General features: G+C 63.2%; 27 protein-coding genes. 20 read left to right on the top strand and 7 right to left on the bottom strand.

The window, feature by feature from the left end; genetic code table 11:
• Positions 1-11: 11 nt before the first annotated feature.
• Entirely contained in the window at positions 12-530 is a 519-nt protein-coding gene (gene rimP, locus VGG89_17155; GenBank protein ID HEY1978284.1) for a ribosome maturation factor RimP, read from the top strand.
• Complete coding sequence (gene nusA, locus VGG89_17150; protein ID HEY1978283.1) at positions 508-1716, top strand: transcription termination factor NusA; 1209 nt, start codon at positions 508-510, stop codon at positions 1714-1716. The genes rimP and nusA overlap by 23 nt, the downstream gene beginning before the upstream one ends.
• 494 nt (positions 1717-2210) lie before the next feature.
• Here nusA and VGG89_17145 read toward each other — a convergent pair whose 3' ends face one another.
• Positions 2211-2513 (bottom strand): hypothetical protein, encoded by a 303-nt coding sequence (locus VGG89_17145; GenBank protein HEY1978282.1) that lies wholly within the window; start codon positions 2511-2513, stop codon positions 2211-2213.
• Positions 2514-2565: 52 nt separating this feature from the next.
• Between VGG89_17145 and infB the strand changes: the two genes are divergently transcribed.
• The 8 genes from infB to VGG89_17105 all read left to right on the top strand — a co-directional run bounded on the left by infB (position 2566) and on the right by VGG89_17105 (position 10690).
• A complete protein-coding gene (gene infB, locus VGG89_17140) occupies positions 2566-4800 on the top strand; it encodes a translation initiation factor IF-2 (protein HEY1978281.1) in 2235 nt (744 codons plus the stop codon).
• A gap of 160 nt (positions 4801-4960) precedes the next feature.
• Complete coding sequence (rbfA, locus tag VGG89_17135) at positions 4961-5311, top strand: 30S ribosome-binding factor RbfA (GenBank protein HEY1978280.1); 351 nt, start codon at positions 4961-4963, stop codon at positions 5309-5311.
• Positions 5308-6288, top strand: a complete 981-nt coding sequence (locus tag VGG89_17130) for a bifunctional oligoribonuclease/PAP phosphatase NrnA (protein HEY1978279.1) — start codon at positions 5308-5310, stop codon at positions 6286-6288. The genes rbfA and VGG89_17130 overlap by 4 nt, the downstream gene beginning before the upstream one ends.
• Positions 6285-6539, top strand: a complete 255-nt coding sequence (locus tag VGG89_17125; GenBank protein HEY1978278.1) for a hypothetical protein — start codon at positions 6285-6287, stop codon at positions 6537-6539. The genes VGG89_17130 and VGG89_17125 overlap by 4 nt, the downstream gene beginning before the upstream one ends.
• A 15-nt stretch (positions 6540-6554) precedes the next feature.
• Positions 6555-7430: a tRNA pseudouridine(55) synthase TruB gene (truB, locus tag VGG89_17120; GenBank protein HEY1978277.1), complete on the top strand. Its 876-nt coding sequence runs from the start codon at positions 6555-6557 to the stop codon at positions 7428-7430.
• Entirely contained in the window at positions 7430-8344 is a 915-nt protein-coding gene (ribF, locus tag VGG89_17115) for a riboflavin biosynthesis protein RibF (GenBank protein HEY1978276.1), read from the top strand. The genes truB and ribF overlap by 1 nt, the downstream gene beginning before the upstream one ends.
• Positions 8345-8357: 13 nt before the next feature.
• The gene (locus tag VGG89_17110; GenBank protein HEY1978275.1) at positions 8358-8876 is read left to right on the top strand and encodes a TlpA disulfide reductase family protein; all 519 of its coding nucleotides are present in this window, start codon (positions 8358-8360) and stop codon (positions 8874-8876) included.
• Positions 8873-10690, top strand: coding sequence for a hypothetical protein (locus VGG89_17105; protein HEY1978274.1), 1818 nt, complete (start codon positions 8873-8875; stop codon positions 10688-10690). The genes VGG89_17110 and VGG89_17105 overlap by 4 nt, the downstream gene beginning before the upstream one ends.
• A gap of 3 nt (positions 10691-10693) precedes the next feature.
• Here the strand turns inward: VGG89_17105 and VGG89_17100 are convergent, their stop codons facing one another.
• Genes VGG89_17100 through VGG89_17090 form a run of 3 tightly spaced genes read right to left on the bottom strand, consistent with a single transcriptional unit; the run spans position 10694 to position 14762 of the window.
• Complete coding sequence (locus VGG89_17100; protein HEY1978273.1) at positions 10694-12043, bottom strand: alkaline phosphatase family protein; 1350 nt, start codon at positions 12041-12043, stop codon at positions 10694-10696.
• Between the two features lie 24 nt (positions 12044-12067).
• On the bottom strand, positions 12068-14005 hold the full coding sequence (locus VGG89_17095) for an ATP-dependent Clp protease ATP-binding subunit (GenBank protein ID HEY1978272.1): 1938 nt from the start codon (positions 14003-14005) through the stop codon (positions 12068-12070).
• 52 nt (positions 14006-14057) lie between these two features.
• The gene (locus VGG89_17090) at positions 14058-14762 is read right to left on the bottom strand and encodes an SIMPL domain-containing protein (GenBank protein HEY1978271.1); all 705 of its coding nucleotides are present in this window, start codon (positions 14760-14762) and stop codon (positions 14058-14060) included.
• A gap of 32 nt (positions 14763-14794) precedes the next feature.
• On the opposite strand from VGG89_17090, the gene VGG89_17085 reads away from it, so the two are divergent.
• Together VGG89_17085 and VGG89_17080 are read left to right on the top strand one after the other, a co-directional pair.
• Entirely contained in the window at positions 14795-15055 is a 261-nt protein-coding gene (locus VGG89_17085; GenBank protein ID HEY1978270.1) for a GlsB/YeaQ/YmgE family stress response membrane protein, read from the top strand.
• A 66-nt stretch (positions 15056-15121) separates the two neighbouring features.
• Positions 15122-15367: a ferredoxin family protein gene (locus VGG89_17080; protein HEY1978269.1), complete on the top strand. Its 246-nt coding sequence runs from the start codon at positions 15122-15124 to the stop codon at positions 15365-15367.
• A gap of 71 nt (positions 15368-15438) precedes the next feature.
• Here VGG89_17080 and VGG89_17075 read toward each other — a convergent pair whose 3' ends face one another.
• A complete protein-coding gene (locus tag VGG89_17075; GenBank protein ID HEY1978268.1) occupies positions 15439-16272 on the bottom strand; it encodes a methyltransferase domain-containing protein in 834 nt (277 codons plus the stop codon).
• A gap of 18 nt (positions 16273-16290) precedes the next feature.
• On the opposite strand from VGG89_17075, the gene VGG89_17070 reads away from it, so the two are divergent.
• Complete coding sequence (locus tag VGG89_17070; GenBank protein ID HEY1978267.1) at positions 16291-16530, top strand: hypothetical protein; 240 nt, start codon at positions 16291-16293, stop codon at positions 16528-16530.
• Between the two features lie 6 nt (positions 16531-16536).
• Here the strand turns inward: VGG89_17070 and VGG89_17065 are convergent, their stop codons facing one another.
• Both VGG89_17065 and VGG89_17060 read right to left on the bottom strand, forming a co-directional pair.
• Positions 16537-16824, bottom strand: coding sequence for a NifU family protein (locus VGG89_17065; GenBank protein ID HEY1978266.1), 288 nt, complete (start codon positions 16822-16824; stop codon positions 16537-16539).
• Positions 16761-17681: a hypothetical protein gene (locus VGG89_17060; protein HEY1978265.1), complete on the bottom strand. Its 921-nt coding sequence runs from the start codon at positions 17679-17681 to the stop codon at positions 16761-16763. Before VGG89_17060 ends, VGG89_17065 begins: the two co-directional genes overlap by 64 nt.
• 56 nt (positions 17682-17737) lie before the next feature.
• On the opposite strand from VGG89_17060, the gene VGG89_17055 reads away from it, so the two are divergent.
• The 7 genes from VGG89_17055 to VGG89_17025 all read left to right on the top strand — a co-directional run bounded on the left by VGG89_17055 (position 17738) and on the right by VGG89_17025 (position 24056).
• Positions 17738-18661, top strand: a complete 924-nt coding sequence (locus VGG89_17055) for an NAD(P)-dependent oxidoreductase (GenBank protein HEY1978264.1) — start codon at positions 17738-17740, stop codon at positions 18659-18661.
• On the top strand, positions 18615-19337 hold the full coding sequence (locus tag VGG89_17050; protein HEY1978263.1) for a response regulator transcription factor: 723 nt from the start codon (positions 18615-18617) through the stop codon (positions 19335-19337). The genes VGG89_17055 and VGG89_17050 overlap by 47 nt, the downstream gene beginning before the upstream one ends.
• Positions 19338-19350: 13 nt before the next feature.
• Positions 19351-20541 (top strand): ATP-binding protein, encoded by a 1191-nt coding sequence (locus VGG89_17045; protein ID HEY1978262.1) that lies wholly within the window; start codon positions 19351-19353, stop codon positions 20539-20541.
• Positions 20542-20596: 55 nt separating this feature from the next.
• Positions 20597-20755, top strand: a complete 159-nt coding sequence (locus VGG89_17040) for a hypothetical protein (protein HEY1978261.1) — start codon at positions 20597-20599, stop codon at positions 20753-20755.
• 55 nt (positions 20756-20810) lie between these two features.
• Complete coding sequence (pstB, locus tag VGG89_17035) at positions 20811-21599, top strand: phosphate ABC transporter ATP-binding protein PstB (GenBank protein HEY1978260.1); 789 nt, start codon at positions 20811-20813, stop codon at positions 21597-21599.
• 237 nt (positions 21600-21836) lie between these two features.
• Positions 21837-22244, top strand: a complete 408-nt coding sequence (locus tag VGG89_17030) for a hypothetical protein (protein HEY1978259.1) — start codon at positions 21837-21839, stop codon at positions 22242-22244.
• A gap of 120 nt (positions 22245-22364) precedes the next feature.
• Entirely contained in the window at positions 22365-24056 is a 1692-nt protein-coding gene (locus tag VGG89_17025; GenBank protein ID HEY1978258.1) for a hypothetical protein, read from the top strand.
• Positions 24057-24065: the final 9 nt, after the last annotated feature.

Raw genomic sequence — 24065 nt, 5'->3', positions numbered from 1 at the left:
AGGGGAGATCTTTGGCAAGCGATTTGCAGCTGGCTTTTGAGCGCGAACTCGATGCGATCGCGCACGATGCGGCGTTCGACGGCGTAGAGATCGTCGCGCACCACGCGCGTACGGCGCGCCGTACTACCGAGCTGCGCGTGACGGTCGATCGTCCCGGCGGCGTCGACGTGAAGCTTTGCGAAAGCGTCGCCTCGCGCATCAACGCCCAACTCGAGACGTTCGACGACCCGTACACGCTGGAGGTCGAATCGGCCGGATTGGAGCGCCCGCTGGTGCGTCCGGGCGACTACGAGCGTTTTCGAGGAAATCGCGTGCGCGTCGTTACGACGCTTACCGTCAACGGCGGGAAGACGCATCGCGGTACGTTGCGCGGCGTGCGCGGCGACGCGGTGATTCTCGAAACCGAGGGCGGCGAACTTCCCCTGCCGCTAACCACCATCAAATCGGCCAACTTGGAATACGATCCTCGCGCCGACTTACAGCGCGATAAACGCGAACGGAAAGCACATGGCAACAGACACGGCAACTGACGAGAAACTCATCGACGTTCTCCACTCGATCGCCAAAGAGCGCAACATCTCGTTCGAGATGCTGCTCGAGGCGCTCGAAGCGGCACTGTTAACGGCGTACAAACGGCACTTCGGCACCGAGTCCAACGCGATCGTCATGGTCGATCGTCAGACCGGCGCCTATCGCGTCTACCACCGCCGCACCGTCGTCGAGGAGGTCGCCGATCCAAAACTCGAGATCGCGGTAAAAAAGGCGAAGGCGCCGTATCAAGTCGGGGATTTCTACGACGAAGAGGTCACGCCCAAAGATTTCGGCCGCATCGCCGCGCAGACGGCCAAGCAAGTCATCGTGCAGCGGATCCGTGAGGCCGAGCGCGACACCGTGTACAACAAGTACGTGCGTAAGCTCAACGATCTGGTCACCGGAACGGTGCAGCGGTACGAGCAGCGCAACATGTACATCACGCTCGAAGGCCGCGACGAAGCCGTGATGTACCTCGACGAGCAAGTTCCCGGAGAGTCGTACCGGATCAACGACTTCATTCGCGCGTACGTTCTCGACGTCAAGAAATCGCCGAAGGGACCGCAAGTCATTCTGTCACGCTCGGCCGAGGGGCTCGTGCAGCGCTTGCTGGAGCTCGAAGTTCCGGAGATCGCCGACGGTACCGTGGAAATCATGGCAATCGCGCGCGACGCGGGCAGCCGCTCGAAGGTTGCGGTGAAGAGCAATCGCCCCGAAGTCGATCCGCTCGGCGCGTGTCTCGGACCGAAGTCGAGCCGCATCGCCAACGTTACCGACAACCTGCGCGGGGAGAAGGTCGACATCATTCGCTACGAGTCCGATCCGTCGAACTTCATCATGCAAGCGCTGCAGCCCGCCAAGGTCATCGGCGTCGAGTTGTTTGAAGACGACGGCGTCGCATTGGTAATCGTTCCCGATTATCAGTTGTCGCTGGCGATCGGCCGCGACGGTCAAAACGTTCGCTTAGCAGCGCGGTTGACCGGATGGCGTCTCGACATCACCAGCGAGACCGAATCGGCCGAAGCGCGCGAGCGCTACATGGCCGAGCGCGCGGAACGCATGGCCGAAACGCCGGGCGAAGAGACGGCCGAACCGGTTTCGGCGCTCGACGTCGACATCGATCCGGAGCTCATCCGCAAACTCGAGGAGTTCCGCCGCGAACGGCTCACCACCGACGAAGCCTAATGGGGGCCCCAATCCGGCAGTGCGCGGGTTGCCGCAAGCGGCTGCCCCAGCGCGACCAAACTCGTTTCGTTCGGGGGCGGGACGGCTGGAAGCCCGATCCGCCGGGGCGGCACAAGCAACCGGGTAGGGGAGCGTACCTCTGCTCGGAGCGGTGCTTCGCGGCGGTTGCCAAAAACAAACGGTACCCGGGGCTTGCAACGGCGGCCGCGGAATATGGTTTAATAAGTAGTTCGAAAACTATGAAAAATGATGCGTAGAAATCATGTCCTCTAGCATGAGGACCCTCAATTGATCCTTTAGCGGGGCCAACTTCCGTCAAGTTGGGGGCTCCGCCCACCACTTGATGGAGCCCTCGGTGCGCACTGCGCGCTGTGGAGAAAACTGGCTACGGCAAAAGTACGGATCTTCGAGCTCGCCAAAGAGCTGAACCTCACGTCAAAAGAGCTTATCGAGCTCTTCAATCAGCGTCTTGGCGGCATCTTCGAAGCCAAGAATCAGCTTAGTGTCGTCCCGGACCAGATCGCCGATCTGGTTCGCAGCGTTTTACTCAAACCCACTGCCGGCGCGAAGAAGGCGCCGGCCAAAGCCGCCGTTGCCGAGCCTCCGGTCGAAGCCCCGCATCCGCCCGCTAAGAAGGCGCCCGCGCGTAAGCCGGCCGCACCTGAAGCGCCGATTCCCCGGCTTCGTCCCGTGACCGGAACGCCCGCAGCCCGGCCAGCGCGCCCGGCCGCGACGCCGGCGGCCGCTCCGATTCCCGAACAGGCTGCCGTTTCGATCGCGCCTCCGGAGGCCGCCATTGCCGCGCCGCCTGCGCCGCGACGTGCTCCGCCGAAGCCTGCCGCACCCGAGGTGCCGATTCCGCAGTTACGTCCGGTTCCGGCCGGCCAGTCCAGTATTGCCCGGCGTCAGCCCCCGCCGCCGACCACCACGGCTTCCGCTTCGCCCGGTCCGCGAACCGGATTGCCCGGCCGTCCCGGCGTCGCTCCGCGCCCCGGGCAAGCCATGCCCGGACAGGGCGGCAAAGCTCCGGCCGGCCCGCTGCGTCCGGCACAGCCTCCGGCGGTCGCACCCGGCCGTCGCCATGCCGGCAACGGTCCGTTCCGGCCGCTGGCTCCCGGCGCGCGTCCGATTGCGCCCCATCCCGGCGTTGCGGCAACCGATGCGCCCGCCCCGTCGACCGGCGGCCGCCCCGGCGGCCACGTACGCACGCACGAAGACAAGGCGGCGGCGAAAAAGGATCGCGAAAAAGAACTGCTGCTCGAAAAAGAGCGCCACCGTAAGAAGAAGGGCGAACACGCCGCGCCGGCCGCGCCGCCGCGGGCGCTCGAGACCATCGAGATTCCCGACCTGCTCACCGTGCAAGAGCTCGCGACGTCGATGATCGTTCCGGTTAAAGACGTCATTACCGAGCTCATCAAGATGGGCACGATGGCGACGATCAACCAAAACATCTCGAGCGACGTTGCCACGCAAGTCGCCAAGAAATTCGGTTTCAACGCGGTCGTCAAAGAGGCCGGCGAAGAAGTCACGGTCGAGCAAGAGGAAGACAAGCCCGAGATGATGACGGCGCGTCCGCCCGTCGTTACGGTGCTCGGTCACGTCGATCACGGTAAGACGTCGCTGCTCGACAAGATTCGTGTCGCGAACGTGGCCGCCGGCGAAGCGGGCGGCATCACGCAGAAGATCGGCGCGTACACCGTCGAGCGCAACGATCGTAAGATCACCTTCGTCGATACGCCGGGTCACGAAGCGTTTACCGCGATGCGCGCGCGCGGTGCGAAAGTCACCGACGTCGCGATCCTCGTGGTCGCCGCCGACGACGGCGTCATGCCGCAAACGAAGGAAGCGATCGCGCACGTCAAGGCCGCGAACGTTCCGATCGTCGTCGCGATCAACAAGATCGACAAAGACAACGCGCAACCCGACCGCGTCAAGCAGCAACTCGTCGAACAGGGTCTGCAGCCGGTCGATTGGGGCGGGAACATCGAAATGGTTCCGGTGTCGGCCAGGAGCGGCGAAGGTATCGACCATTTGCTCGATACCGTGCTGCTCGAAGCCGACATTCGGGAGCTGCGCGCGAACAAGAATCGCCGCGCGACCGGAGTGGTCATCGAATCGGCGCTCCACCGTGGGCGCGGCGCCGTTGCCACGGTACTCGTGCAGAACGGCACGCTGCGCGTCGGCGACATCGTCGTGGTGGGCGGCACCTACGGCAAAGTTCGAGCGCTCATCGACGACAAAGGCAAGCAAGTCAAGAAGGCGGGTCCGTCGATTCCCGTCGAGATCATGGGTCTTTCCGACGTTCCGTCGGCGGGGGACACGATGACGGTCGTCAGCGACGACCGCGTCGCTCGCGAAACCGCCGAGAAGCGCGCGACGCGGCGCCGCGACGTGCGTATTTCCGCGACGGGTTCGCAGCGCGTTTCGCTCGAGACGTTCATGTCGATGCCGGTCGAAGGCCGCAAGACGCTCAACCTCATCCTCAAAGCCGACGGGCAAGGTTCGCTCGAAGCGTTGCGCGCGCGCATGGAATCGCTCAGCAACGACGACGTGGACATTCGCGTCATTCACGGCGGCGTGGGTGCGATCTCGCCCAACGACGTCAATCTGGCCAGTGCGTCCAACGCCGTACTCATCGGCTTCAACATCCGGCCCGACGAAACGGCGCGGCGTCTCTCCGAGAACGAAGGCGTCGATCTGCGGTTCTATCAGGTCATCTACGAAATCGAAGAAGATCTCAAAAAGGCGATGCGCGGCATGCTCGCGCCCATCGAGCGCGAAGTCACGCTCGGTCGCGCGGAAGTGCGTCAAGTCTTCAAGGTCAGCAAGGTCGGCACGATCGTCGGTTGCTACATCACGAGCGGAAAGATCACGCGCAACGCCAAGGCGCGCGTGATTCGCGATGCGGCGGTCGTCTTCGACGGCGAGGTCGAAAGCCTGCGCCGCTTCAAGGACGACGTTCGCGAGGTCGCCGAGGGCTTCGAGTGCGGCATCCAAATCGCGCGCTTCCAAGACCTCAAAGAAGGCGACGTCATCGAGGCCTACGCCATGGAGCACGTCGCTCCGGAACTGGTTAGAGCATGACAGCGTCGACGTGGTCCCGCGGAACCGCTGCAGCGCTACCCGAGTTTGTTTGGGGCGCCCTAGGGGAATCGTTGCCAGCCAGTGTGTTTTTGCGCCCCATGGTTGGGGGCCCCCGCGCGAAGCGTGGGGGGCGCGGAGGCTGGGCCGGAGCGCCTTTAAAATGAAGCAGCAGAGATTGGCGAAGATCGATCACGAAATTCAGCGGATACTCGGGACGCTGATTTCGCAGGAGCTGCAGGATCCGCGGCTCGCGTTCGTCACGGTGACGCGCGCCGAGGTGACCGACGATTTGCGGCATTGCAAGGTGTTCGTCTCCGTGATCGGCGACCGCAACGCGGCGCGCAAGTCGCTCGACGCGCTTACGCACGCGAGCGGGTTTCTGCGCGGCGAGCTGGGCCGCAAGATCGACTTACGCCACACGCCCGAATTGAACTTCGTTGAAGATCGTTCCGCGGAACGCGCCATCGCATTGGCGAAGACGCTGCGCGAGGACGCCGAGGCGCACCAATGATCGAAAGCACAGCCAACGCCTCCACTACGCAGCAGGTCGTCGACGAGCTGCGCGCGCGTCCGGCGTTCGTGATGGTGAGTCACGTGAAGCCGGACGGCGACACGCTGGGCGCGGGACTCGCGCTCGGGCTGGTGCTCAAGAAAATCGGCAAACGCGTTGCGTACTTCCAGCAAGATCCCGTGCCGAGGAATTTGCGCTTCCTTCCGGATAGCGAGCTCGTCGCACGCGAGCTGCCGGCCGACTTGCCGCCCGATACGCTCTACGTTTTTTGCGATATGAGCGACTACAAGCGAGCCGGTGAGTTCTTGCCGGCGATGCAGCGCGAGAACATGCTCGACATCGACCACCATCTCGGAAACTCGATGTTCGGTAAGCTCAACTACGTGCTGGAAAAAGAGTGTTCGACCGGCACGGTCGTGATGCACCTCCTTCGGGCTCTCGACGTTCCGATGGATCGCGATATCGCGACGTGCATCCTTACGACGATCATGACCGATACGGGCGGATTCATGCACTCCAACGCGACCCCCGACGCGCTGGAGCTGGCGGCCGAGCTCATGCGGGCCGGAGCGAACAAAGAAGAGATCACCGAAGAGGTATTCCTCAAGAAACGCGTTGCCGCAACGCGGCTCCTCGGCCGCATCGTCGATGCGATGCAGTTCGGTCACGACGGACGCTATTGTTACTCGTACGTCGACGACGCGATGCTGGAACAGACGGGCGCCGACGGTGAGGATACCGAGGACGTGGTCAACGTGCTGCGCGGGCAAGAAGGCGTCGAAGTCGCCGCACTCTTTAAAGCGATCGACGGCGAGATTCGCGTGAGCCTGCGATCGAGCGGCCGCGTGAACGTGCAGGCCGCAGCCGCGCGTCTAGGAGGCGGCGGCCACTTCCGCGCGTCGGGCCTAACGTGTCGCGGAACGCTGCAGCAGGGAATCGCAGACGTCGATGCGGCGCTGACCGCCGAAGGGTTGTGACGGCGACGATACTAGCCGGCATTTTTCTGACGGTATTTGGTGCGGCCGGCGCGTGGTTTTTGACCACGCGCTTTCCGTCGGCGAAATTCTTGCGCGTGGGTTACGCGGTGATGTCGGCCAGCGGCGTGCTGTTCTTAATCTGGAGCGTGCTGAAGGTTCTCGCAATCGGCGTTGCCGGTGCGGCGCTGCTCGGTGCCGGAGCGGCCATCGGCATCGTCGGGGCGCTGCGGCGCGAGTTGCGGCTCGGATAGCGGCGGAACGCGCCGATGCTCGGTTTCGTCAACGTCTTTAAGTCCGCGGGCCCGACCTCGGCGCACGTCGTCGCACGGCTGCGCCGAATGTACGGAATTTACGCGCGCGATCGTAAGATCGCCGTCGGACATCTCGGCACGCTCGATCCGCAGGCGGCCGGCGTTCTCCCGATTGCGGTCGGCAAAGCCACACGTTTGATACCCATGCTCACCGACCAGCGTAAGATGTACGCGTGTACGCTAACGTTCGGGCGCTCGACGACAACGCAGGACGCGCTGGGCGAAACGCTCGAGGCGGCGAACGTGCCGAGCGATTGGCGCAAGCGCCTCGAGGCCGTGTTGCCGCGATTCGTCGGCAAAATCGAGCAGATCCCGCCGATGTTTTCGGCCGTGCATCACGAGGGGAAGCGTCTCTACGAACTGGCTCGTCAAGGCGCAACCGTCGAGCGTCGCCCTCGGCAAGCGACCGTTTACGCCGTCACCGTGCTCGGTACCGAAGAACCCGCCACCGCGCGCCTGCGCGTTGCCTGCGGCGAAGGAACGTACGTCCGAACGCTCTGCCACGACATCGGTGAGGCGATGGGCGTTCCGGCGCACATGAGCTCGCTGGTGCGCGAAGCATCGGGTCCGTTCGTGCTCTACGAAGCGCGCACCCTGGAAGAGATCGCCGCCGAACCGCAGCGCGCCTTGATCGCGCCCGAACACATCATTCCGTTTCCGACGATCGTTCTCGATCTGCGGGGCTCCGCCGATTTTCGCGCCGGACGCGTCGTCCCGCTCCCGGACGGTGCGGCGGCTCGCCACGTCTTCGTTCGCGACGAGTCGCGAACGCTCGTCGGCGTGGGCGAAGCGCACGGGGCGCTGCTGGCTCCGCGCAAGGTATTCGTGTGATGGAAGTGCTCCATCAGCTTTCGCGCAGCGGAGAGCGGCCGCTCGCGCTGGCAATCGGTTTCTTCGACGGGTTTCATCGGGGACACCGCGAGATCGCGCGACAGACGCTGCGCACGCGCAAGCCGGGATGGCGCAGCGGCGTCCTGACGTTTGCAAATCATCCGTCGTCGGTGTTGCGTCCGGGAAACGAGCCGCCGCTCTTATGCACGCCCGAAGAACGCATCGCGTTGTTCGGCGAGGCGGGTTTTGAAGAATGTTTTTGGATTCGCTTCGACGAGCGCGTCTCGCACCTTTCGCCGCAGGCCTTTCTCGACGTGCTCGTCGACGAGTTGGGCGCGCGCGCGGTAGCGGTGGGCTCGACATTCCGTTTCGGTCACAAGCGCGCCGGCGACACGCTCCTGATGGAAGAATACTTTCGCCGTCGCAACGTGGGCTTCGTTTCGGTGCCCAACGTAGTCGACGACGACGGGCGCATCTCGAGCACGCGAATTCGCGGGCTCGTCGCCGCGGGCGAACTCGGCATCGCCGATCGCCTCCTGGAGGGCACCGGGTACGGCATCCGAGGTACGGTTGAAATCGGAGCGGGACGCGGGCACGCGCTGGGGTTCCCTACTGCAAACCTTCGTCCGCCGGCGAAGTTGTTGCCCAAGGACGGCGTGTATTCGGCGGTGGCGCGCTACGACGGACGCGATTACGCGGCGCTCGTCTCGATCGGAACCAACCCGCAGTTCGACGGAAAGCAGCGGACGGTCGAAGCGTGGCTGCGCGATTTTCACGGAACCATCTACGGGCGCGAGGTCGCGTTGCGGGAACTGCGTTTCGTGCGCGACCAAGCGCGCTTCGGCAGCGTTGACGAATTGATGGAGCAGATGCGAAGGGATCTTCAGGCAGTGGCCTTCCCCAGTTACGGCTAAACAAGGACGTGTGATGTTACGAGCCGGCCTCACGACATTGGCAGCGGCGGCCCTCTTGACGGGGTGCGCCTCGACGGCGCACGGCGCTTCGAGCCAATCCGCGCCCCCGAGCGTCGCGCACGTGGGGCGGCCCGCCCCCGCCTGGAGCGAACCGGCCGTGCCTTCGGGAACCCTGTCGCTTGCCTCGCTCCACGGGAAAGCGGTCTATTTAAACTTCTTTGCAAGCTGGTGCCCGCCGTGCAACGAAGAGGCGCCCACGCTCAATGCATTACAGAAACAATATGGGCCCCGCGGCTTGCAAGTCGTCGGCGTCGACGTTTTGGAAAACGCTCGTAAGGCCGAGCAGTTTCGCTCGGATCACAAGCTTGCGTACCCGGCCGTCGTCGACGACGGAACGTTGCGCAATCAATACGACGTCAACGGTTTGCCCGTGCACGTCTTCATCGACCGCAGCGGCGTCGTGCGCGACGTCGTCGTCGGCGAGCTCTCGGCGACCGACATGCGCGACCACGTCTTGAAACTGCTCCGTTGAACAAACGCTTAGCGCTCGTACTCACCGCCACGCTGCTCGCGGGCTGTGGAGGCGCGGGCCAGATGTTCTCTTCGCTTCCGGGGAACGGCGCGATGACGGTACCCGGCGTTCCCGGCGGTGCCACGGTCGTGAAGGTGCACTTACCCTGGACGCTTCCGAACGCGCCGTCGCCCGCGCGAAACGGCGTCCTGCCTCCGGTCGCGTCCGCCATCTCGACGCCTATACCGATGCCGTTGAGCGCCGCACCGCTCTCGAGTTCCACGCCGGTTCAAGCGTTGAGCTTCAACGTGAGCGGCCCGACGCCGGCCAATGCGACGATCAATCTGTCGGCGAGTTCTACGTCGTGCGTCGCGGCTGCGACCGGTTCGGTCTGCCAAGCCGCGCTGGGACTTGGTGCGGGAACGTACACCGCGAGCATAACGCTCTACAACAATGCGAATGCATCGCCGCTCAGCGCGATCGGACCCGCGCAAACGGTCGCGTTCACGGTCGTGCCTGGAGCGAATAATGCCGTCAATCTGGCGGTCGGAACGACGCCCACGGACCTCGCGCTCGTTCCGGCGTCGGCCATGGCCGTGCAGAACGCGTCGGGCAATATCGACGTCTACGGCGCTGGAAAACATCAGTTCGTCTTCGAGATGCTCGACGCCAATCAAAACGCCATCGTCGGTGGGCCGCCGATGAACTATAACGTTGCGCCGGCCGGGGGACAACTCGCGTTTACGGTAACGCCGCCGCTGCCCTCGCAACCAAACCTTTTTACGATTGCGTATTCCGGTGGGGCCAACCCCACGGCAACCGCGGCGTTCCATTTGGCGGTGACGCAGGCGGGACCCGGACCGAACCCCTGCGCGCAAGCCGGCGCCGTTTGCACCGATTCCGTGACCGCCGACGTCAAGCAGCTGCTAGCCGTCGCGAACTCCAGCGCGAACACCGTGACGCTCTATGCGGGAACGCAGAACGCGCCGATTCTCGTGCTGACCAACGGTTTAGTTAATCCGCAAGGCCTCGTCTTCGACGCCAACGGCGATCTCTTCATCGCAAGCGAACCCAGCAGCGTCGTCGAGTACGCACCGCCCTACACCGGCTTACCGACGACCATCGCCGTCGGCGTCAATCATCCGCAAGCGTTGGAAGTCGACGCGCGTAACGATCTCTTCGTCGCAAACGGCAACGGCAGCAACACGGTAACCGAGTACGTCGCGCCGTACACGGGCGGTCCGTCGGCGACCATCTCGACCGGCATCGACGATCCGGTGAGCCTGGCCATCGACGCCAATGGCGCTCTCTACGTCGCAAACTCCGCCGCCAATACCGTTACCGTGTACGGGCCGCCGTACGTGACCGCCCCAACGACGGTTTCCAACGGGCTCAACGGCCCCAACTCGGTCGCGCTCGACCAGCACGGCAACCTCTTCGTCTCGAATCTCAACAGCACGCCCAACGCGGTGCTCGAATACACTGCGCCGTTGGCGCAAAGCAGCGTGCCCGCGGCGTGGATCACCAACGGCGTCAGCGAGCAAGGCGCGATCGCGGTCAACGCCGTCGCGAATTTGTTCGTTCCAAACCAAGGCGCCAACTCGGTAACGGAGTATGCCGCGCCCTACGGCGGGGCTCCGACGACGATCAAAGGCGGTCAAAGCCAGCCGATCGCGCTTGCGATCGATGCGACCGGCAACTTATTCGTCGCCAATTACGGCAACAACTCGGTAACGATGTACGCGCCGCCGTACGGTGGCGTTTCGTGGCTGACGATCAACAACGGCATCGTCAACCCGCAGGCGCTGGCGCTTTCACCGGCTACGAGCCTCTGACGGTTACTCTTCGTCAGGCAGTTGATATGACGGCGCCTGACGGAGGAAGAACGACGCCGGCTGCGTTGCGGGAATCACGTGGAACGGGCGCGGTTTTCGGTTGAAGTTGAAGCTGTCCAACATGCTGGCGGCGCGCGTATCGGTGTAGCCTGCGCCGCGCGTTCCCAACGGCGACAAACCGAAGACTTCTTTTACGAGCCGGACGATGCTTCCAAACTCGTACACCGTGTGCGACACGTAATGCGCCTTTGCGTACGGCGAAATGACGATGCAGGGCACGCGTATGCCGAGTCCGCGAAAGTCGCGCTGCGGCGGCGGCACGCTGTCGTACCATCCGCCCCAGTCGTCCCAAACGACGACGATTGCGGTCGACTTCCAGTCGCGGCTTCGACCGATCGCGTTCACGACGGCCGCCACCCAAGACGGTCCGCCATTGTCGTTTTGGCTCTCGTGGTCGGAATCGACCGCGTCGGGAACGACCCACGCCACCGAGGGTAGATTTCCGCTCTGCGCGTCGGTGATGACCCGGGTTTGCGGTGAGATGACGTTCTTCCAATCGCTTCCGTAGCGCACGTTGTGGATGGCGTCAAACTCCGACCAAATGCCGCCGTTGGGCGAGCTCACGGGCGGCGCGTAATAGCGCCACGAAACGTGCGCGTCGTCCAGCACGTCGGCTAATGTGTGAAACTGCGTGAAACATGGAAACGGCCCGCGCGATATGACCCGCGCAACGTTGAGCACGTAGGTAAACGTTCCCGACGGAGCGTCGCAGCCCCACGGTGACGCGCTGGGGTTGTCGACTTCCGCGCTCGAGGGATTGAGGTTGGTCGTACCGGCGATCAGATCGAGGTGTCCCGTAAAACTGGGACCGAACATCGTCGGGAACATGTGGTCCGCAAGGACGTATCGCGATGCCATGGTCCAGTACGGCGCGATGTATTTCGGCGCGACGTACGCGTACGGATAGGCGCTCGCCTTTTGGCCGTTGGCCAGCAGCAACTTATCGAAGCCGTCCATCGCCCCATGATCCCACGACGTCATGGCGTCGTTCCAATGGTGCGCGACGTCGACACCGCTTAGCGAGATCGCGTGCAGCGGCACCTTGCCGGCGGTGCTGGTTTTACCGAATGTCGCGTACGTGGCGCCTTTGAATCCGTGGAAGAGATTATCGAAGCTGCGATTTTCCTGAATGATGATGACGACGTGCTTGAGACGGCTCGAAGCGGTCGCCGCCGCCGGCCCGTAGGAAAATGCGGCGGACCGCGCGTTGGGCGGTGAAAAGGTCGACGCAGCGTTGCACGCACTCAGCGCGATGAGCGAGCACGCGCTCAGCAGATGGAAGGTCCGGGGCATCCCCTAGACGTTCTGACGCGCGGTTCAGGCCGCCTTTACTCGGAGTTCGTCGCCGTCGAGCGTGACGTCGGCGCAGCCGCCTTCGCGCAGCTCGCCTCGCAATATCGACGTGGAGAGCGGCGTCGAGACGTAGTGCGAGACGGTACGCGCGACGTAGCGCGCACCGCTTCCGGCTGCCATCGAAACGCGAGCTAAGTAGCTTTTCGCTTCGTCGCTCAATCGTAACGTCACGTTACGCGCGCCGAGCCGGCTCGCGAGGGCGTCGACGTGAATCGTAACGATCGCTTCGATCTGCGGCAAGCGCAGCTCGGCGAACGACACCACGTCGTCGATGCGGTTGAGCAGCTCCGGACGCAGCGAGAACGAGACCTCGTCGTCCTCGAGATTCGTGGTGAGAATGATGAGCGTGTGGCGAAAATCGATGGTGCGTCCCTTCGCGTCGGTTACTCGTCCGTCGTCGAGGATCTGCAGAAGGATGGCCGCAACGTCGGGGTGCGCTTTCTCCAGCTCGTCGAACAGCACGACGCAATACGGACGGCGGCGCACCGGTTCGGTCAGCTGTCCGGGCTCGTCGTGGCCGGCGTATCCCGGGGGCGCGCCGAGCAAACGCGAAGCGGAATGGGCTTCGGTGAACTCCGATAGGTCGACCCGAACGAGGGCCGCCTCGCTGCCAAACAGCGCCTCGGCGAGCGCTTTGGCCAGTTCCGTTTTTCCGACGCCGCTGGGACCCTTGAACAGAAAGCTTCCCAAGGGCTTGCGCGGGTCGTGCAACCCCGCGCGAGCGCGGCGAATCGCGTCGCTGACCGACGCGATGGCGCGTTCCTGTCCGACGACGCGCTTGGCAAGCACGCGTTCCAAATCGAGCAGTGCGTTGGCCTGCGATTCGCTCAACGAAGCCTGCGGGATTCCTGTCCAGCGCGTGACGACCCCCGCCACGTGATCGGCGGTGACCGCGGGGAACTCGACGGCGCCTTTGTTTTGCAGCGCAACCGATGCAGCGGCTTCGTCCATGAGGTCGATCGCCTTGTCGGGCAAGAACCGGTCCGCGATGTAGCGCGCCGACAACTGGGCGGCGGCCTCGATCGCCTCCTCGGTAATCGTGACACGGTGATGGCGCGCGTAACCATCGCGCAATCCCCGCAAAATTTCCATCGTTTGTTCGATGGTGGGCTCCTCGACCATTACGGGTTGGAAGCGCCGTTCGAGCGCGGCATCGGACTCGACGTACTTGCGGTACTCGTCGAACGTCGTGGCCCCGATACACTGCAGATCGCCGCGCGCGAGTTCCGGCTTGATCATCGAGCTCAAATCGAGCGCGCCTTCGGCGGCTCCGGCGCCGACGAGCGTGTGCAGCTCGTCGATAAACAGAATCACGTCGCGCGTCGCACGTTTGACTTCGTCGACGATGCGTTTGACACGGCCTTCGAACTCACCGCGATACTTCGTGCCGGCGACCAGCGGGCCGAGCGAGAGCGCCAGCACCCGCTTGTTGCGCAAGGCGACCGGACACTTCCCGGCCACGATTCGCTGCGCGAGTCCTTCGACCACGGCCGTCTTGCCGACGCCCGGTTCGCCGACGAGAACCGGATTGTTCTTGCTGCGGCGCGCGAGAATGGAGACGACGCGATCGATTTCTTCATCGCGCCCGATGACGGGATCGAGTTTTCCGTTGCGCGCCAGTTCGGTGAGATCGCGCGAATAGTTCGCCAAGGTCGGCGTACCGCCGCGCAAACGCTTGCTCAGCTCGTCGAGCGGCGTGTTTCCGCCCTCGTTTTGACGCTGCATGCGTTCGGCCAGCAGCGCGCTGCCGGCGATGAGACCGGCGGCGGCGATTGCCGCCCCGAAAAACGGAAGTGCGCTCGTCAGCGCGTGGCGTTGCGCGCAGCCGGCACAGATTCCGCGCGCGCCCTCAAACGTCGTAGCGGGCCGTTGCCCGCAGCTTTCACAAGTCTTTGCGCTCATAGTCGTACCAACTCTACCCCGGGGGCGGCTTGGAAGTTTCGGAACGCGCGTCCTACGGCACGGCCAGGAAGACGACGTTGACGTTGACGGTCACGCTGACGTTCGACTGATCGAGCTCGGTCGGCGGGGTTGGGGCGGGCGCCGGCATGGCTCGCGCCATCACGATCGTTTGCGGCTCGATCGGTCCGCCGCCGTAATCCATGCTCTTAATGCCGGCGATACGCAGTCCCGCCGCGCCGGCGATTTTCAGGGCTACCTCGCGGGCGTTGGCAACGGCCAGGGAAATGGCGCGATCGCGTGCCGGCACCGGATTGGCGATGGTGAAGCCGACGTCGTTAACGGCGGTCGCGCCGTTTGACGTGCAAGCGTCGATGGCTTGTCCGGCCATTGCGATGCGGTGCACTTTCACGCTAAACGAGCGATTGACCGTGTAGCCGTAACGCTGTTCGTCGTTGGGCCGCACGAACTTGGGTTTGGGATTGTAGTTGACGTTGTAGTTCGAGAGCGTAACGTCGGTACGCGCGATTCCCGCGCGGCCTAGTGCCGCAACCACGCGCTCGTACCGCGCGTTGTTTTCGGAGATGGCGTCGTTGATGCTCTCGGCATTGGTTTCAACGGTCGCGTCCACGGTCGCCAGGTCGGGCGGAAGCGTAACGGTTCCGTTTCCGCTGACCGTGATTTCCGCGGGCGCCGCCGCAGGTGCGGGCAGGGCGCCCAGGAGGACGAGCAGGGCCATTGCGGCTGCCAAACGTTTCATTGTGGGTATCTCCCTTTGGATAGGAGGATGACATGGGTATTCTTGCGTGGATCGTCTTCGGACTCATCGTGGGCTTGGTAGCCCGGTGGATCGTGCCGGGCGAGGGCCCGGGGGGCATCATCGGGGACATTATCGTGGGCATCATCGGTGCGTTCGTCGGCGGCTTCCTCTATAGTCTGTTCGGGCACGTGGGCGTGACGGGATTCAATATAGCGAGTATGGTCTGCGCGCTCATCGGTGCGGTCGTGCTACTCTGGCTCATACGCGCGATCCGCGGCCGGCCCGCCGTCTAAAACGCACTCGGGGGGCGGCGCGGAGACGTGCAGGCGTCACTCCGTAGCTCGTTGTAGAGGTTGCCCATGGCTTATGTCATCACCGAACCGTGTATTGGAACCAAGGATAAGTCGTGCGTGGACGTGTGTCCCGTCGACTGCATTCACGGCAAAGATGAAGACGATATGCTCTACATCGATCCGGAAGTCTGCATCGACTGCGGAGCCTGTGTCTCCGCCTGTCCCGTCGAGGCGATTTACGCCGACTCGGACTTGCCCGAGCAGTACAACAAGTACACGGCAATCAACGCAGACTACTTCAAAAAGTCCTGATTTCCGCCACTCCTTCGTTGCCTCGGCGCCTCGGATTGACGAAAATCAGAACTTTTTAGTAACCGGGTCTCCTAGGCAAACGTCACAGCGAAGATCGAAACCGGCCGTGCGATGACGACGTCGGCTCGGTCGAGCAATTCCGGCGTCGCATCTTCGCGCCGAACGGCCAGCACTTCGCTGACGCGGCGCACGCAAACCTTAGCGTCGCGTTCGGGATCGCGATAGAAAACGTCGCCCTCGGCAGCGGTGCCGGCCTCTCCGCGAATGGCGATGAAGGCGCATGGATGCGCGCCGATGCTGTGCAGCGCGTCGCCGCGCCGTTCGAATCCTACCGCATACTCCCCAGCGCTCTCCAAACGCAGGGGTATCACCATGCGCCCTCCGTCGCGCAGCGTCCGCCACCACGCCGCCGCAATGTCGTCGCTGCGTGCCGTGATCGCGACGCCGTCGTAATGCTGGGGCTGGAGCGGATACGACGATGCGTCGGCGGCAACGACGGTAACGTTGCCGTAGCCCAGCTCGTCGAGTATCGCGCCGGCGCGTTCGGCTAGGTCGGCATCAAGCTCGAGCGTCGTGATGCTGCCGCTTCGGCCGACGAGCTCGGCCAACAGCGCGGCGTTGTAGCCGCTGCCCGTGCCGACTTCCAAGACGGCGTCGCCGCGGCGCGGCACGAGCAGCTCGAGCATCTGCGCGATCATGCCGGGCTGCGAGATTGAGGAGACCACTTCGTCGTCGAGCGTTTTGATGGCAACCGCGTGGTCGGCATAGGCTTGGCTCATCGACATGCCCGGCACGAAGCGGTGTCGCGGCACCGAGCGGATGGCGGCGGCGACCGGCTCGGTACGCACCGCGCCGTTTCGCCGAAGCTGCGAGACGAGCGCCTCGCGCAGGGTTGCGTCGTTCATACCCTCGAAAGAACCAGCATGATTTCAGGGAGCGCGTTCGATCAGTTCTTCGCGTATGCGCCAATCGCCATAGGTGTCGCGATCTACCTCATTTTCTACCTTGCCAAACGCCACGAAGCGACCGAGACCGGCGTCCCGATCGGACAGACGTACGCCTGCGCCTCGTGCGGACGCCGCGGCACCCGCGATCATATGGTTCCCCACACGCACGAAGGCGCCGTTAGCTGGTACTGCGCGAAGTGCGCAGGGAGTCACTGACTCACTTTAGATCTCGAGTACTTCGGTAATCTCAGGAACGTCGGCTCGTACGATCGTTTCGATCGCGCCTTTGAGCGTCATCGTGGAGGCCGGGCAGCCACCGCACGCGCCGAGCATCTGCACGTAGGCGACTCCCCCTTCGACTTTAATGAGCCAGACTTCACCGCCGTCGGCCGCAATGCCGGGACGGACCTTATCGAGCGCTGCGTTTACGCGCTCCTCGATGTGCGTTATTGGCCGTATCCCTTCATCAAATCGTGCATGCGCGACGCCATCGAGACCGCGTCGTCCCATTTGCGCTGCCACATGTTGCGTCCGAAGATGAGTCCGACGCATCCGGCTTCCATTGCGATGCGCGCCTTGTGAATCGTCGCATCGTCGCCCATCTTGCTTCCGCCCGACACGAGCACGAGCGTGCGGCCCGCGGACTTGACGACTTTGCGTAAGCCGTCGACGTCGCTGAACTCCAGCGTGTTGTACGGTTTGGGCAGCTTCGCGGCGTCGTCGGCCTTCCACACGGGCTCGTTGAGTTTGACGATGTCGGCGCCGATCTCGCAGGCGACGCGCGCGGAGTAATCCACGGCGTACAGCGAGTCGATTCCACCCTTGGCTTTGACCGCCGCGCCGCGCGGATAGGCCCAAATCACCAGCGGCATGCCGAAACGGTCGCACTGCTGGCGCACTTCGTTGCATTGCGCGATGTCGAGCTCTTGCGCCGGGCTTCCGACGTAGAGCGTATAGCCGACGGCATCGGCGCCCAGGCGCACGGCGTCCTCGACCGACGACGTCAGCGGACTAAACGCGTCGTCGTCGGACGGAATATTGGTTTTTCCGTTGATCTTGAGCAGCAGCGGCACTTTGCCGGCGTACCGCCTCTGGTACTTCTCCGCTAATCCGATATGCAGCGCGATGCCCGAGAAGTTGCCCTCGACCGCCAGCCGGTAGATCCAATCGGGGTCGATCGAATCGGGATTATCGAAGAAGTCGATCGGGCCGTGTTCGAGGCCCTGATCGATCGGCAGCATCATCAGCGTGCCGTTGGCGGGGCCGTGCTCGTACATCAAGCGGTGCAGGCGGGTGCGCTTCCCGGTGGACAGATTCATGTCGTCGAACGACGGGCGCATAACGGGGACGGTCGTAGCGGTACTCATAGCTCGAAACGCCTTCGGCGGAGGTTCCACACCGCCTCTCGCCAATTGGGCGGCAGGTGGATCGACGTGTCGGGTTTGTCGGATTAGGCGCCATGGGCGAACCCATGGCGCGAACCTTGCGACGGGCCGGCTTTGCGGTCACCGCGTCGGCTCATCGCCGTCGCGAAGCCCTCGACCGCCTCCGCGGCGACGGCGTCATCGAAGCGGCCGATCCGGCCGCGGTTGCATCGGCGAGCGATACGGTCGTCATCTGCGTACCCGACGCGCCGCAGGTCGAAGAGGTACTTTTCGGCGAGCGGGGGTTTGCGGCCGGCGCGCAGCCGGGCGCCACGGCGATCGACATGTCGACCATTTCCCCGGTTGCGTCGCGTACGTTTTCGAGCCGGCTCGCCGAGCGCGGCCTGCGGTTCGTCGACGCGCCGGTGAGCGGCGGACCGGTGCGCGCCGCCGACGGAACGCTCGCCATCATGGTCGGCGCATCACCCGGCGACTTCGCGCACGTCGAACCGATCCTCAAGGCGATGGGGACGCCGCACCACCTCGGACCCGTTGGAATGGGAGAAACAGTCAAGCTCGTTAACCAGATCATTATCGCCAATACGATGATCGCGAATGTCGAAGGTCTGGTCTTCGCGCAGCGGGCGGGCGCCGATTTGGACGCCGTGTGCAAAGTTCTTGCGTCGGCAACCGCTTCCAACTATGTGCTGGAGCGGTGGCTGCCGAAGACCTGGCTGGCCGGCACCTTCGACGGCGGCTTTGCGCTCGATCTGCTGCGCAAAGACATCGCGGCGGCGCTCGATACGGCAAAGGCTACGAGCTACCCAATGCCCGCAACCGCGCTGGCGTACCAACTTTACACTCTTCGCTCCTCAGAGGGAGACGGAGCGCTGGATTACAGCGCTATAGCAAAATCGTATGAACGGACAGTTGGAGATGAAGTCGACGCGGGGCGCGTTCGTCAAAAGCCCGGATTTCAATAAGAAAATCCTGGTCGTCGACGACGAGTCGGCCATTCTGCAGACCCTGCGATTCAATCTCGAGCGCAGCGGATACGCCGTCGTGACGGCAAGTGACGGCCGCAGCGCGATCGCTATGGCGCAGCGCGAGCAGCCCGACTTGGTGGTGCTCGACATCATGCTTCCGGTGCTCGACGGCATCGAAGCGTGCAAAGAAATTCGCAAGTTCAGCTCCGTGCCGATCATCATGCTTACCGCGAAAGATCAGGAGATCGACAAGGTTCTCGCGCTCGAGCTCGGGGCCGACGATTACGTCACCAAGCCGTTCGCGCTGCACGAGTTCCTGGCGCGCGTGAAAGCGCGTTTGCGCCGGCCCGCGCCGATTCAATCCGGACACGACGAAGCGATAGCGCTCGGGGAGATCACGCTCGATCCTTCGCGTCAGCAACTGACCGTTCGCGGTAAGGAAGTGTCCTTGGCGCCCAAGGAGTTCGCGCTCTTGCGAGTGCTGATGGAGAATAACGGGCGCGTCGTGACGCGCCAAACGTTGCTCGATAAGGTTTGGGGCTACGACTTTGAGGGCGAGCAGCAAACGGTCAGCGTGCACATTCGCTGGCTGCGCGAAAAAATAGAAGAAGACTCGCGGACACCGCGGCACATTCTGACCGTGCGCAGCCGCGGGTATATGTTCAAAGCGTAGGCCGCTTGCCGAGATGACCGAGTATGCCTGGGCGTTGCCGGCAGTGACCGCAGCGCTCGGTATCGTTGCGGGCGTTCTACTCGGACGCGCGTTGATGCCGCCCGCGGCTTCACGCCCCGCGGCAGAGCTGCCGGCACCGCCGGTGCACGCGCCGATGCCCTCGGATACGCCTTTCGTCCGCTTGGTGCGCGCGCTGCCGATCGGCGTCATTATCGTCGACCGGCGCCGTCACGTCGATTTCGCCAATCCGGCAGCGGCAACGATCTTCGGCTTCGACGTCAACCGCGCGGTCGGCGCGCACGTCATCGAAGCGATTCAAAACGTCGAGCTGGAAAGCCGCATCGCCGACGCGCTCGCGGGCGAAGGTTCGGTCGCGCCGCTGATGCTCACCGGTACGCAAGGACAGCGCGTCTTTCGCGTATCGGTGTATCCGGTCGTCGGCGAGGAGCAAACGCCCACGCCGCAGCGCGTCGTCGTCTTCGCCGACGATCAAACCGCGCTCGTGCGGCTCGATCGGGCTCGTAAAGAGTTTCTCTCCAACGTTTCGCACGAGCTGCGTACGCCGTTGTCGTCGATCAAGCTCATGCTCGAGACGGTACTGGAGGCGCCCGACGAAGAGGCGCGCGACCTGTTTTTACCGCAAGCGCTCGGGCAAGTCGACCGGCTCACGGCGCTCGTGGGTCAACTGCTCGAACAAGCGCGCGCGGAGTCGGGCCAGCTCAAGCTCGAGCTGCGCGAAATCGATCTCGAAGAGGTCGTAAGCCCGATCCTTTCGTCGTTCGAACCGCAAGCTGCAAACAAAGGCATCTCGCTCGAGCTCGTGACCTTGCGGCCGGTTCGCGTCGAAGCCGATCCCGCCCGGCTGTCGCAAGTGTTCGTGAATCTCGTCGACAACGCGCTGCGCCACACCAACGCGGGCGGCCGCGTAAAAATCGAGCTCGACGCGCACGGAAGCGATGCCTTCGTTCGCGTCCGCGATACCGGCGAAGGCATTCCGTACCGCGATCTCCCGCACATCTTCGAGCGGTTTTACGTGGTCGATCGATCCCGCACGCGTGAAAGCGGCGGAGCCGGGCTCGGTCTGGCGATCGTCAAAGGCATCGTCGACGCGCACGGCGGTGCGATTTCGGCCGAATCGATGCTCGGACGCGGAACCGCGTTTACGATTCGCTTGCCGATCATGCGGATCAAGCGCGAAGCTTAAGAGCCGTTTGGCAATCCATAAGCGCAACCTAACGTGATGGTGTTAGGCTGGCGACATGATGGCGCCCTTCCGGGATCATGCCGAGGCCGAAGCGCTGATGCGAGCGCAGATTTTGGCCTTCTTGGAAGAGTATTGCCGCGGTATGACCTTGCGGGATGCACGGGAATGGTTCGTCGACGCGGCGCGCCCTGACGTCGCGTGCGCCGAGTCTTAATATATCGTTAATACGTCGCGGGCCCCCTTAGGGGCGTGGAAGAATACTCGTGCGCATGACCTCCGCTCAGGAGCTTCCGAACGTTTCGATGGAGGCTAAGCTCAACGTCGACTCGCTCGACATTCATTACGGAAGCTTTCACGCGATCAAAAACGCGTCGTTGCGCATGCGCGAAAACCGCGTGACGGCGTTGATCGGCCCGTCCGGATGCGGTAAGTCGACGTTCATTCGCGCGCTCAATCGCATGCACGATCTCACGCCGGGAGCTCGCGTTACCGGCAGCGTGAAGCTCGACGGTCAAGACATCTACGCACCCGACGTCGACCCGGTTACCGTTCGTCACCGGATCGGCATGGTGTTTCAACGGCCCAACCCGTTTCCCAAACCGATTTTCGAAAACGTCGTGTACGGTCCGCGCATTCACGGCGAGCGCGATCAGAAACGCTTGATGGAGATCTGCGAACGCAGTCTGCGCCGCGCCGCGTTGTGGGACGAAGTCAAGGATCGTCTCGAACGTTCGGCGCTCGATCTCTCCGGCGGACAACAGCAGCGTTTGTGCATCGCGCGCTGTCTTGCCGTCGATCCGGAAGTGATTCTGATGGACGAGCCGGCTTCGGCGCTCGATCCGATCGCCACCAGCAAAATCGAAGACCTCATCGAAACGCTCAAGAAAGAGTTTACGGTCGTCATCGTGACGCACTCGATGCAGCAGGCGGCGCGCATGAGCGATTACACCGCGTTCTTCTTACTGGGAGATTTGGTCGAAAGCGACACGACGGCGTCGATCTTTACTAAACCCCGCGACAAACGAACCGAAGACTACATCACCGGCCGCTTCGGCTAGCGTTCGAAGTCTCGCTTGCACGCTTTCCCGCTTGCTTGTACTGGGGTGGACGGTTCTTGGACGCCCAGGAGTTATGCTGCAAGCAAGGGAAAGACTGTCACCCACTCGGAGGGCTTATAAGTGTTGAAGAAGTTCATTGGTGGCGCCGTTGCTTTATCAGTGGCCTCGGTACTCGTTCTTTCAGGATGTTCCGGCTCGAGCCAAATGACGCCGTCGGTGAACCCGGGAGGCCCCGCGATGCCGGGCGTTTCCCTGGCTCCCAACGCCGCCGCCCCGATCGCCTATAAGGGCAATAAGGTCGGGGGCAAGCCCGAGATCGACCTCTATAGCACTGCGCCGGCGACCGCCGGCTACAGTGCGACCTTTACGGTGACGCAGAAGGGCTTTACGAATTTCAAGTACGCGTTTAAGGCCGTCTCGGGGTTCACGAACAACTGCCCCAAGACCGCCAGCGCGACGTACGCGCTGTCGCCGGCCTCCGGCAAAGCGGCCAAGAAGGGCAAGTACACCGTGAAGGCCACCTCCAAGGGGGCCGCCGGCGCCTGCCTGGTCACGTTCACGGGCGCTAATAAGGCGACGCTCAAGGTGACGTTGACCTTCACGACCAGCGGCGTCGTGGTCGGCAAGCCGCGGTCAAACCACTAGCGTAAGCCGGGAGGGACCCGTTAGGTCGTTTAAGCCCTCGTTAAACCGAGCTTAATCGCCAAAGGCTAAACTGGTTCGAGGAAACTCGAACCAGTTTCGTTTAAAGGAGACTTTTTTATCGTGTTATCGACTTTCGTTCGCGGCGCATGGGTAGCTGTGGCGATCGTTCTGACGAGCACGTCGTTCGCGCTGGCGGAAACAAAGGCAACACCAGCCGCGAAGACCGTGGTCGCTCAGACCGACACCGAGCCCACCCCCACGCCGACGCCGAATCCGCTATCGGTACGCGGATACTTCCGCTCGTACTACTTCACGCGGCAAAACGCGACGAACAATCCGGGCACGCAGTTCAACTTCTCGCCCGGTGCCAAGTACGTCAGCAACGGCGTCAACCAGGCCAGCCTGAACAACGCCGTTCTTCTGCACGCCGACTATCAGCTGCCCTTTACCGGTTGGTACGTCGGCGGCTCGTACCTCGTCGCGCAGCCGTTTGCCGGCCCGTGCAATACCGCGGCTTCGCATGCAAAAGGCAAGCCCTGCGTATCGCAGTCCCCGCCGAACACCAATCCCGACGACACGTTGCCGGGCTTCGGCCTCGATACGTTCCCGGAGACGTACGTCGGCTACAAGGATAAGGGTTGGGATGCCATCGGCGGCGATATTTCGTTCAATCAGCCGTGGACGCCGACCTCGGACTCGCGCGTGAAAGCCGCCTACTACCAAGGCTTGAACATCGCGCATCACTTCGACAACGGTTTGACGATTGAAACCGGCAACTTCTTCGGTTTCCAAAATCGCACGAGCAACAACTTCACGAACCAAACGTTGCTCACCAGCTTTCCGGCCGGTTCGCCGGGTTTAGCTTCGAATATCTTCCTCGGCAACTGCAAAGGCGCCGCGTGTAACGGCATCGGCACCTCGGGCTTCACGTTCTTCCACGCCGGGCTCGCGCCAAAGGAATCGAACTACAGCGTCAACGGCTACTTCTGGGGCGTGCACGACATCGTCAGCATGTTCTGGGGGGACGGCCGCTACACGTTGAACCAAAACGAGCTCAAGCCGTACATCGCGCTTCAAGGCGGCTGGGAAAACAACGCCGGACAGTCGGTGATCGGTAAGATCAACAGCCAGCTCATGGGCATCCAAGCCGGTGTGAACCCGACGAAGAACCTGCTCATCACCGGCGGATTCGACTACGTTCCGTGGCAGACCGACACGGTTTCGACGGCCTATCTCTCGTCGATCAACTGGGAGTGCAGCAACTCGAACTTCCAGTTCAAGTCCAACACGCACACCGGCATCGTCGTTCACACGCTGCCGTACTTCTTGCCGAGCAACGCCGGCCAGTGCTTCACCAACACAAACGGCACGACCAGCGTGTACTACGGCGGATGGGCGAGCCCGTACACCGATAGCTACGCGACGGATCCGATCTTCACGACGCAGATCTCGCAAGGCATGGCGGACCGCCGCGCCCCGGGTACCTCGTGGAAAGTCGCCGCGACGTTCACCACGACGAACAAGCGGGCCGTCTTCATCGCCAGCGACGCGTGGTACAACTACGGCAACGCGCTGGTTGGCCAAAACACCAACGAGTGGAACCTCGACGGCAGTTACAAGCTCAACCCGGTAGGTAAGGGCCTCTACCACGGCCTGATGCTGCGCTACCGGTACGCTCAGCGCTCGCAGACCAACACGATCTGCGGCGACCAGGGCACCAGCTGTCCCGTGGGAGCCACGATCGGCAGCGGTTACCTCGGTGGCCTGCCGCTCTTCAAGTACAACCGCGCCCAGTTGGAATACGACTTCTAGCCTTCTAGA

Source organism: Candidatus Baltobacteraceae bacterium (assembly GCA_036488875.1).
In the GTDB taxonomy this organism is placed as follows: domain Bacteria; phylum Vulcanimicrobiota; class Vulcanimicrobiia; order Vulcanimicrobiales; family Vulcanimicrobiaceae; genus JAFAHZ01.
Note: the sequence above shows the minus strand (reverse complement) of the source record. Positions and strands in the feature narration are given on the sequence as shown.

What these genes read in the sequence shown, in the direction of transcription:
- nusA (HEY1978283.1), top strand. Translation starts at nt 508, where the DNA reads ATGGCAACAGACACGGCAACTGACGAGAAACTCATCGACGTTCTCCAC.
- VGG89_17145 (HEY1978282.1), bottom strand. Translation starts at nt 2,513, where the DNA reads ATGGCGGCCTCCGGAGGCGCGATCGAAACGGCAGCCTGTTCGGGAATC.
- rbfA (HEY1978280.1), top strand. Translation starts at nt 4,961, where the DNA reads ATGAAGCAGCAGAGATTGGCGAAGATCGATCACGAAATTCAGCGGATA.
- VGG89_17130 (HEY1978279.1), top strand. Translation starts at nt 5,308, where the DNA reads ATGATCGAAAGCACAGCCAACGCCTCCACTACGCAGCAGGTCGTCGAC.
- truB (HEY1978277.1), top strand. Translation starts at nt 6,555, where the DNA reads ATGCTCGGTTTCGTCAACGTCTTTAAGTCCGCGGGCCCGACCTCGGCG.
- ribF (HEY1978276.1), top strand. Translation starts at nt 7,430, where the DNA reads ATGGAAGTGCTCCATCAGCTTTCGCGCAGCGGAGAGCGGCCGCTCGCG.
- VGG89_17110 (HEY1978275.1), top strand. Translation starts at nt 8,358, where the DNA reads ATGTTACGAGCCGGCCTCACGACATTGGCAGCGGCGGCCCTCTTGACG.
- VGG89_17100 (HEY1978273.1), bottom strand. Translation starts at nt 12,043, where the DNA reads ATGCCCCGGACCTTCCATCTGCTGAGCGCGTGCTCGCTCATCGCGCTG.
- VGG89_17095 (HEY1978272.1), bottom strand. Translation starts at nt 14,005, where the DNA reads ATGAGCGCAAAGACTTGTGAAAGCTGCGGGCAACGGCCCGCTACGACG.
- VGG89_17090 (HEY1978271.1), bottom strand. Translation starts at nt 14,762, where the DNA reads ATGAAACGTTTGGCAGCCGCAATGGCCCTGCTCGTCCTCCTGGGCGCC.
- VGG89_17085 (HEY1978270.1), top strand. Translation starts at nt 14,795, where the DNA reads ATGGGTATTCTTGCGTGGATCGTCTTCGGACTCATCGTGGGCTTGGTA.
- VGG89_17080 (HEY1978269.1), top strand. Translation starts at nt 15,122, where the DNA reads ATGGCTTATGTCATCACCGAACCGTGTATTGGAACCAAGGATAAGTCG.
- VGG89_17075 (HEY1978268.1), bottom strand. Translation starts at nt 16,272, where the DNA reads ATGAACGACGCAACCCTGCGCGAGGCGCTCGTCTCGCAGCTTCGGCGA.
- VGG89_17070 (HEY1978267.1), top strand. Translation starts at nt 16,291, where the DNA reads ATGATTTCAGGGAGCGCGTTCGATCAGTTCTTCGCGTATGCGCCAATC.
- VGG89_17065 (HEY1978266.1), bottom strand. Translation starts at nt 16,824, where the DNA reads ATGGGACGACGCGGTCTCGATGGCGTCGCGCATGCACGATTTGATGAA.
- VGG89_17060 (HEY1978265.1), bottom strand. Translation starts at nt 17,681, where the DNA reads ATGAGTACCGCTACGACCGTCCCCGTTATGCGCCCGTCGTTCGACGAC.
- VGG89_17050 (HEY1978263.1), top strand. Translation starts at nt 18,615, where the DNA reads ATGAAGTCGACGCGGGGCGCGTTCGTCAAAAGCCCGGATTTCAATAAG.
- VGG89_17045 (HEY1978262.1), top strand. Translation starts at nt 19,351, where the DNA reads ATGACCGAGTATGCCTGGGCGTTGCCGGCAGTGACCGCAGCGCTCGGT.
- VGG89_17040 (HEY1978261.1), top strand. Translation starts at nt 20,597, where the DNA reads ATGATGGCGCCCTTCCGGGATCATGCCGAGGCCGAAGCGCTGATGCGA.
- pstB (HEY1978260.1), top strand. Translation starts at nt 20,811, where the DNA reads ATGACCTCCGCTCAGGAGCTTCCGAACGTTTCGATGGAGGCTAAGCTC.
- VGG89_17030 (HEY1978259.1), top strand. Translation starts at nt 21,837, where the DNA reads ATGCCGGGCGTTTCCCTGGCTCCCAACGCCGCCGCCCCGATCGCCTAT.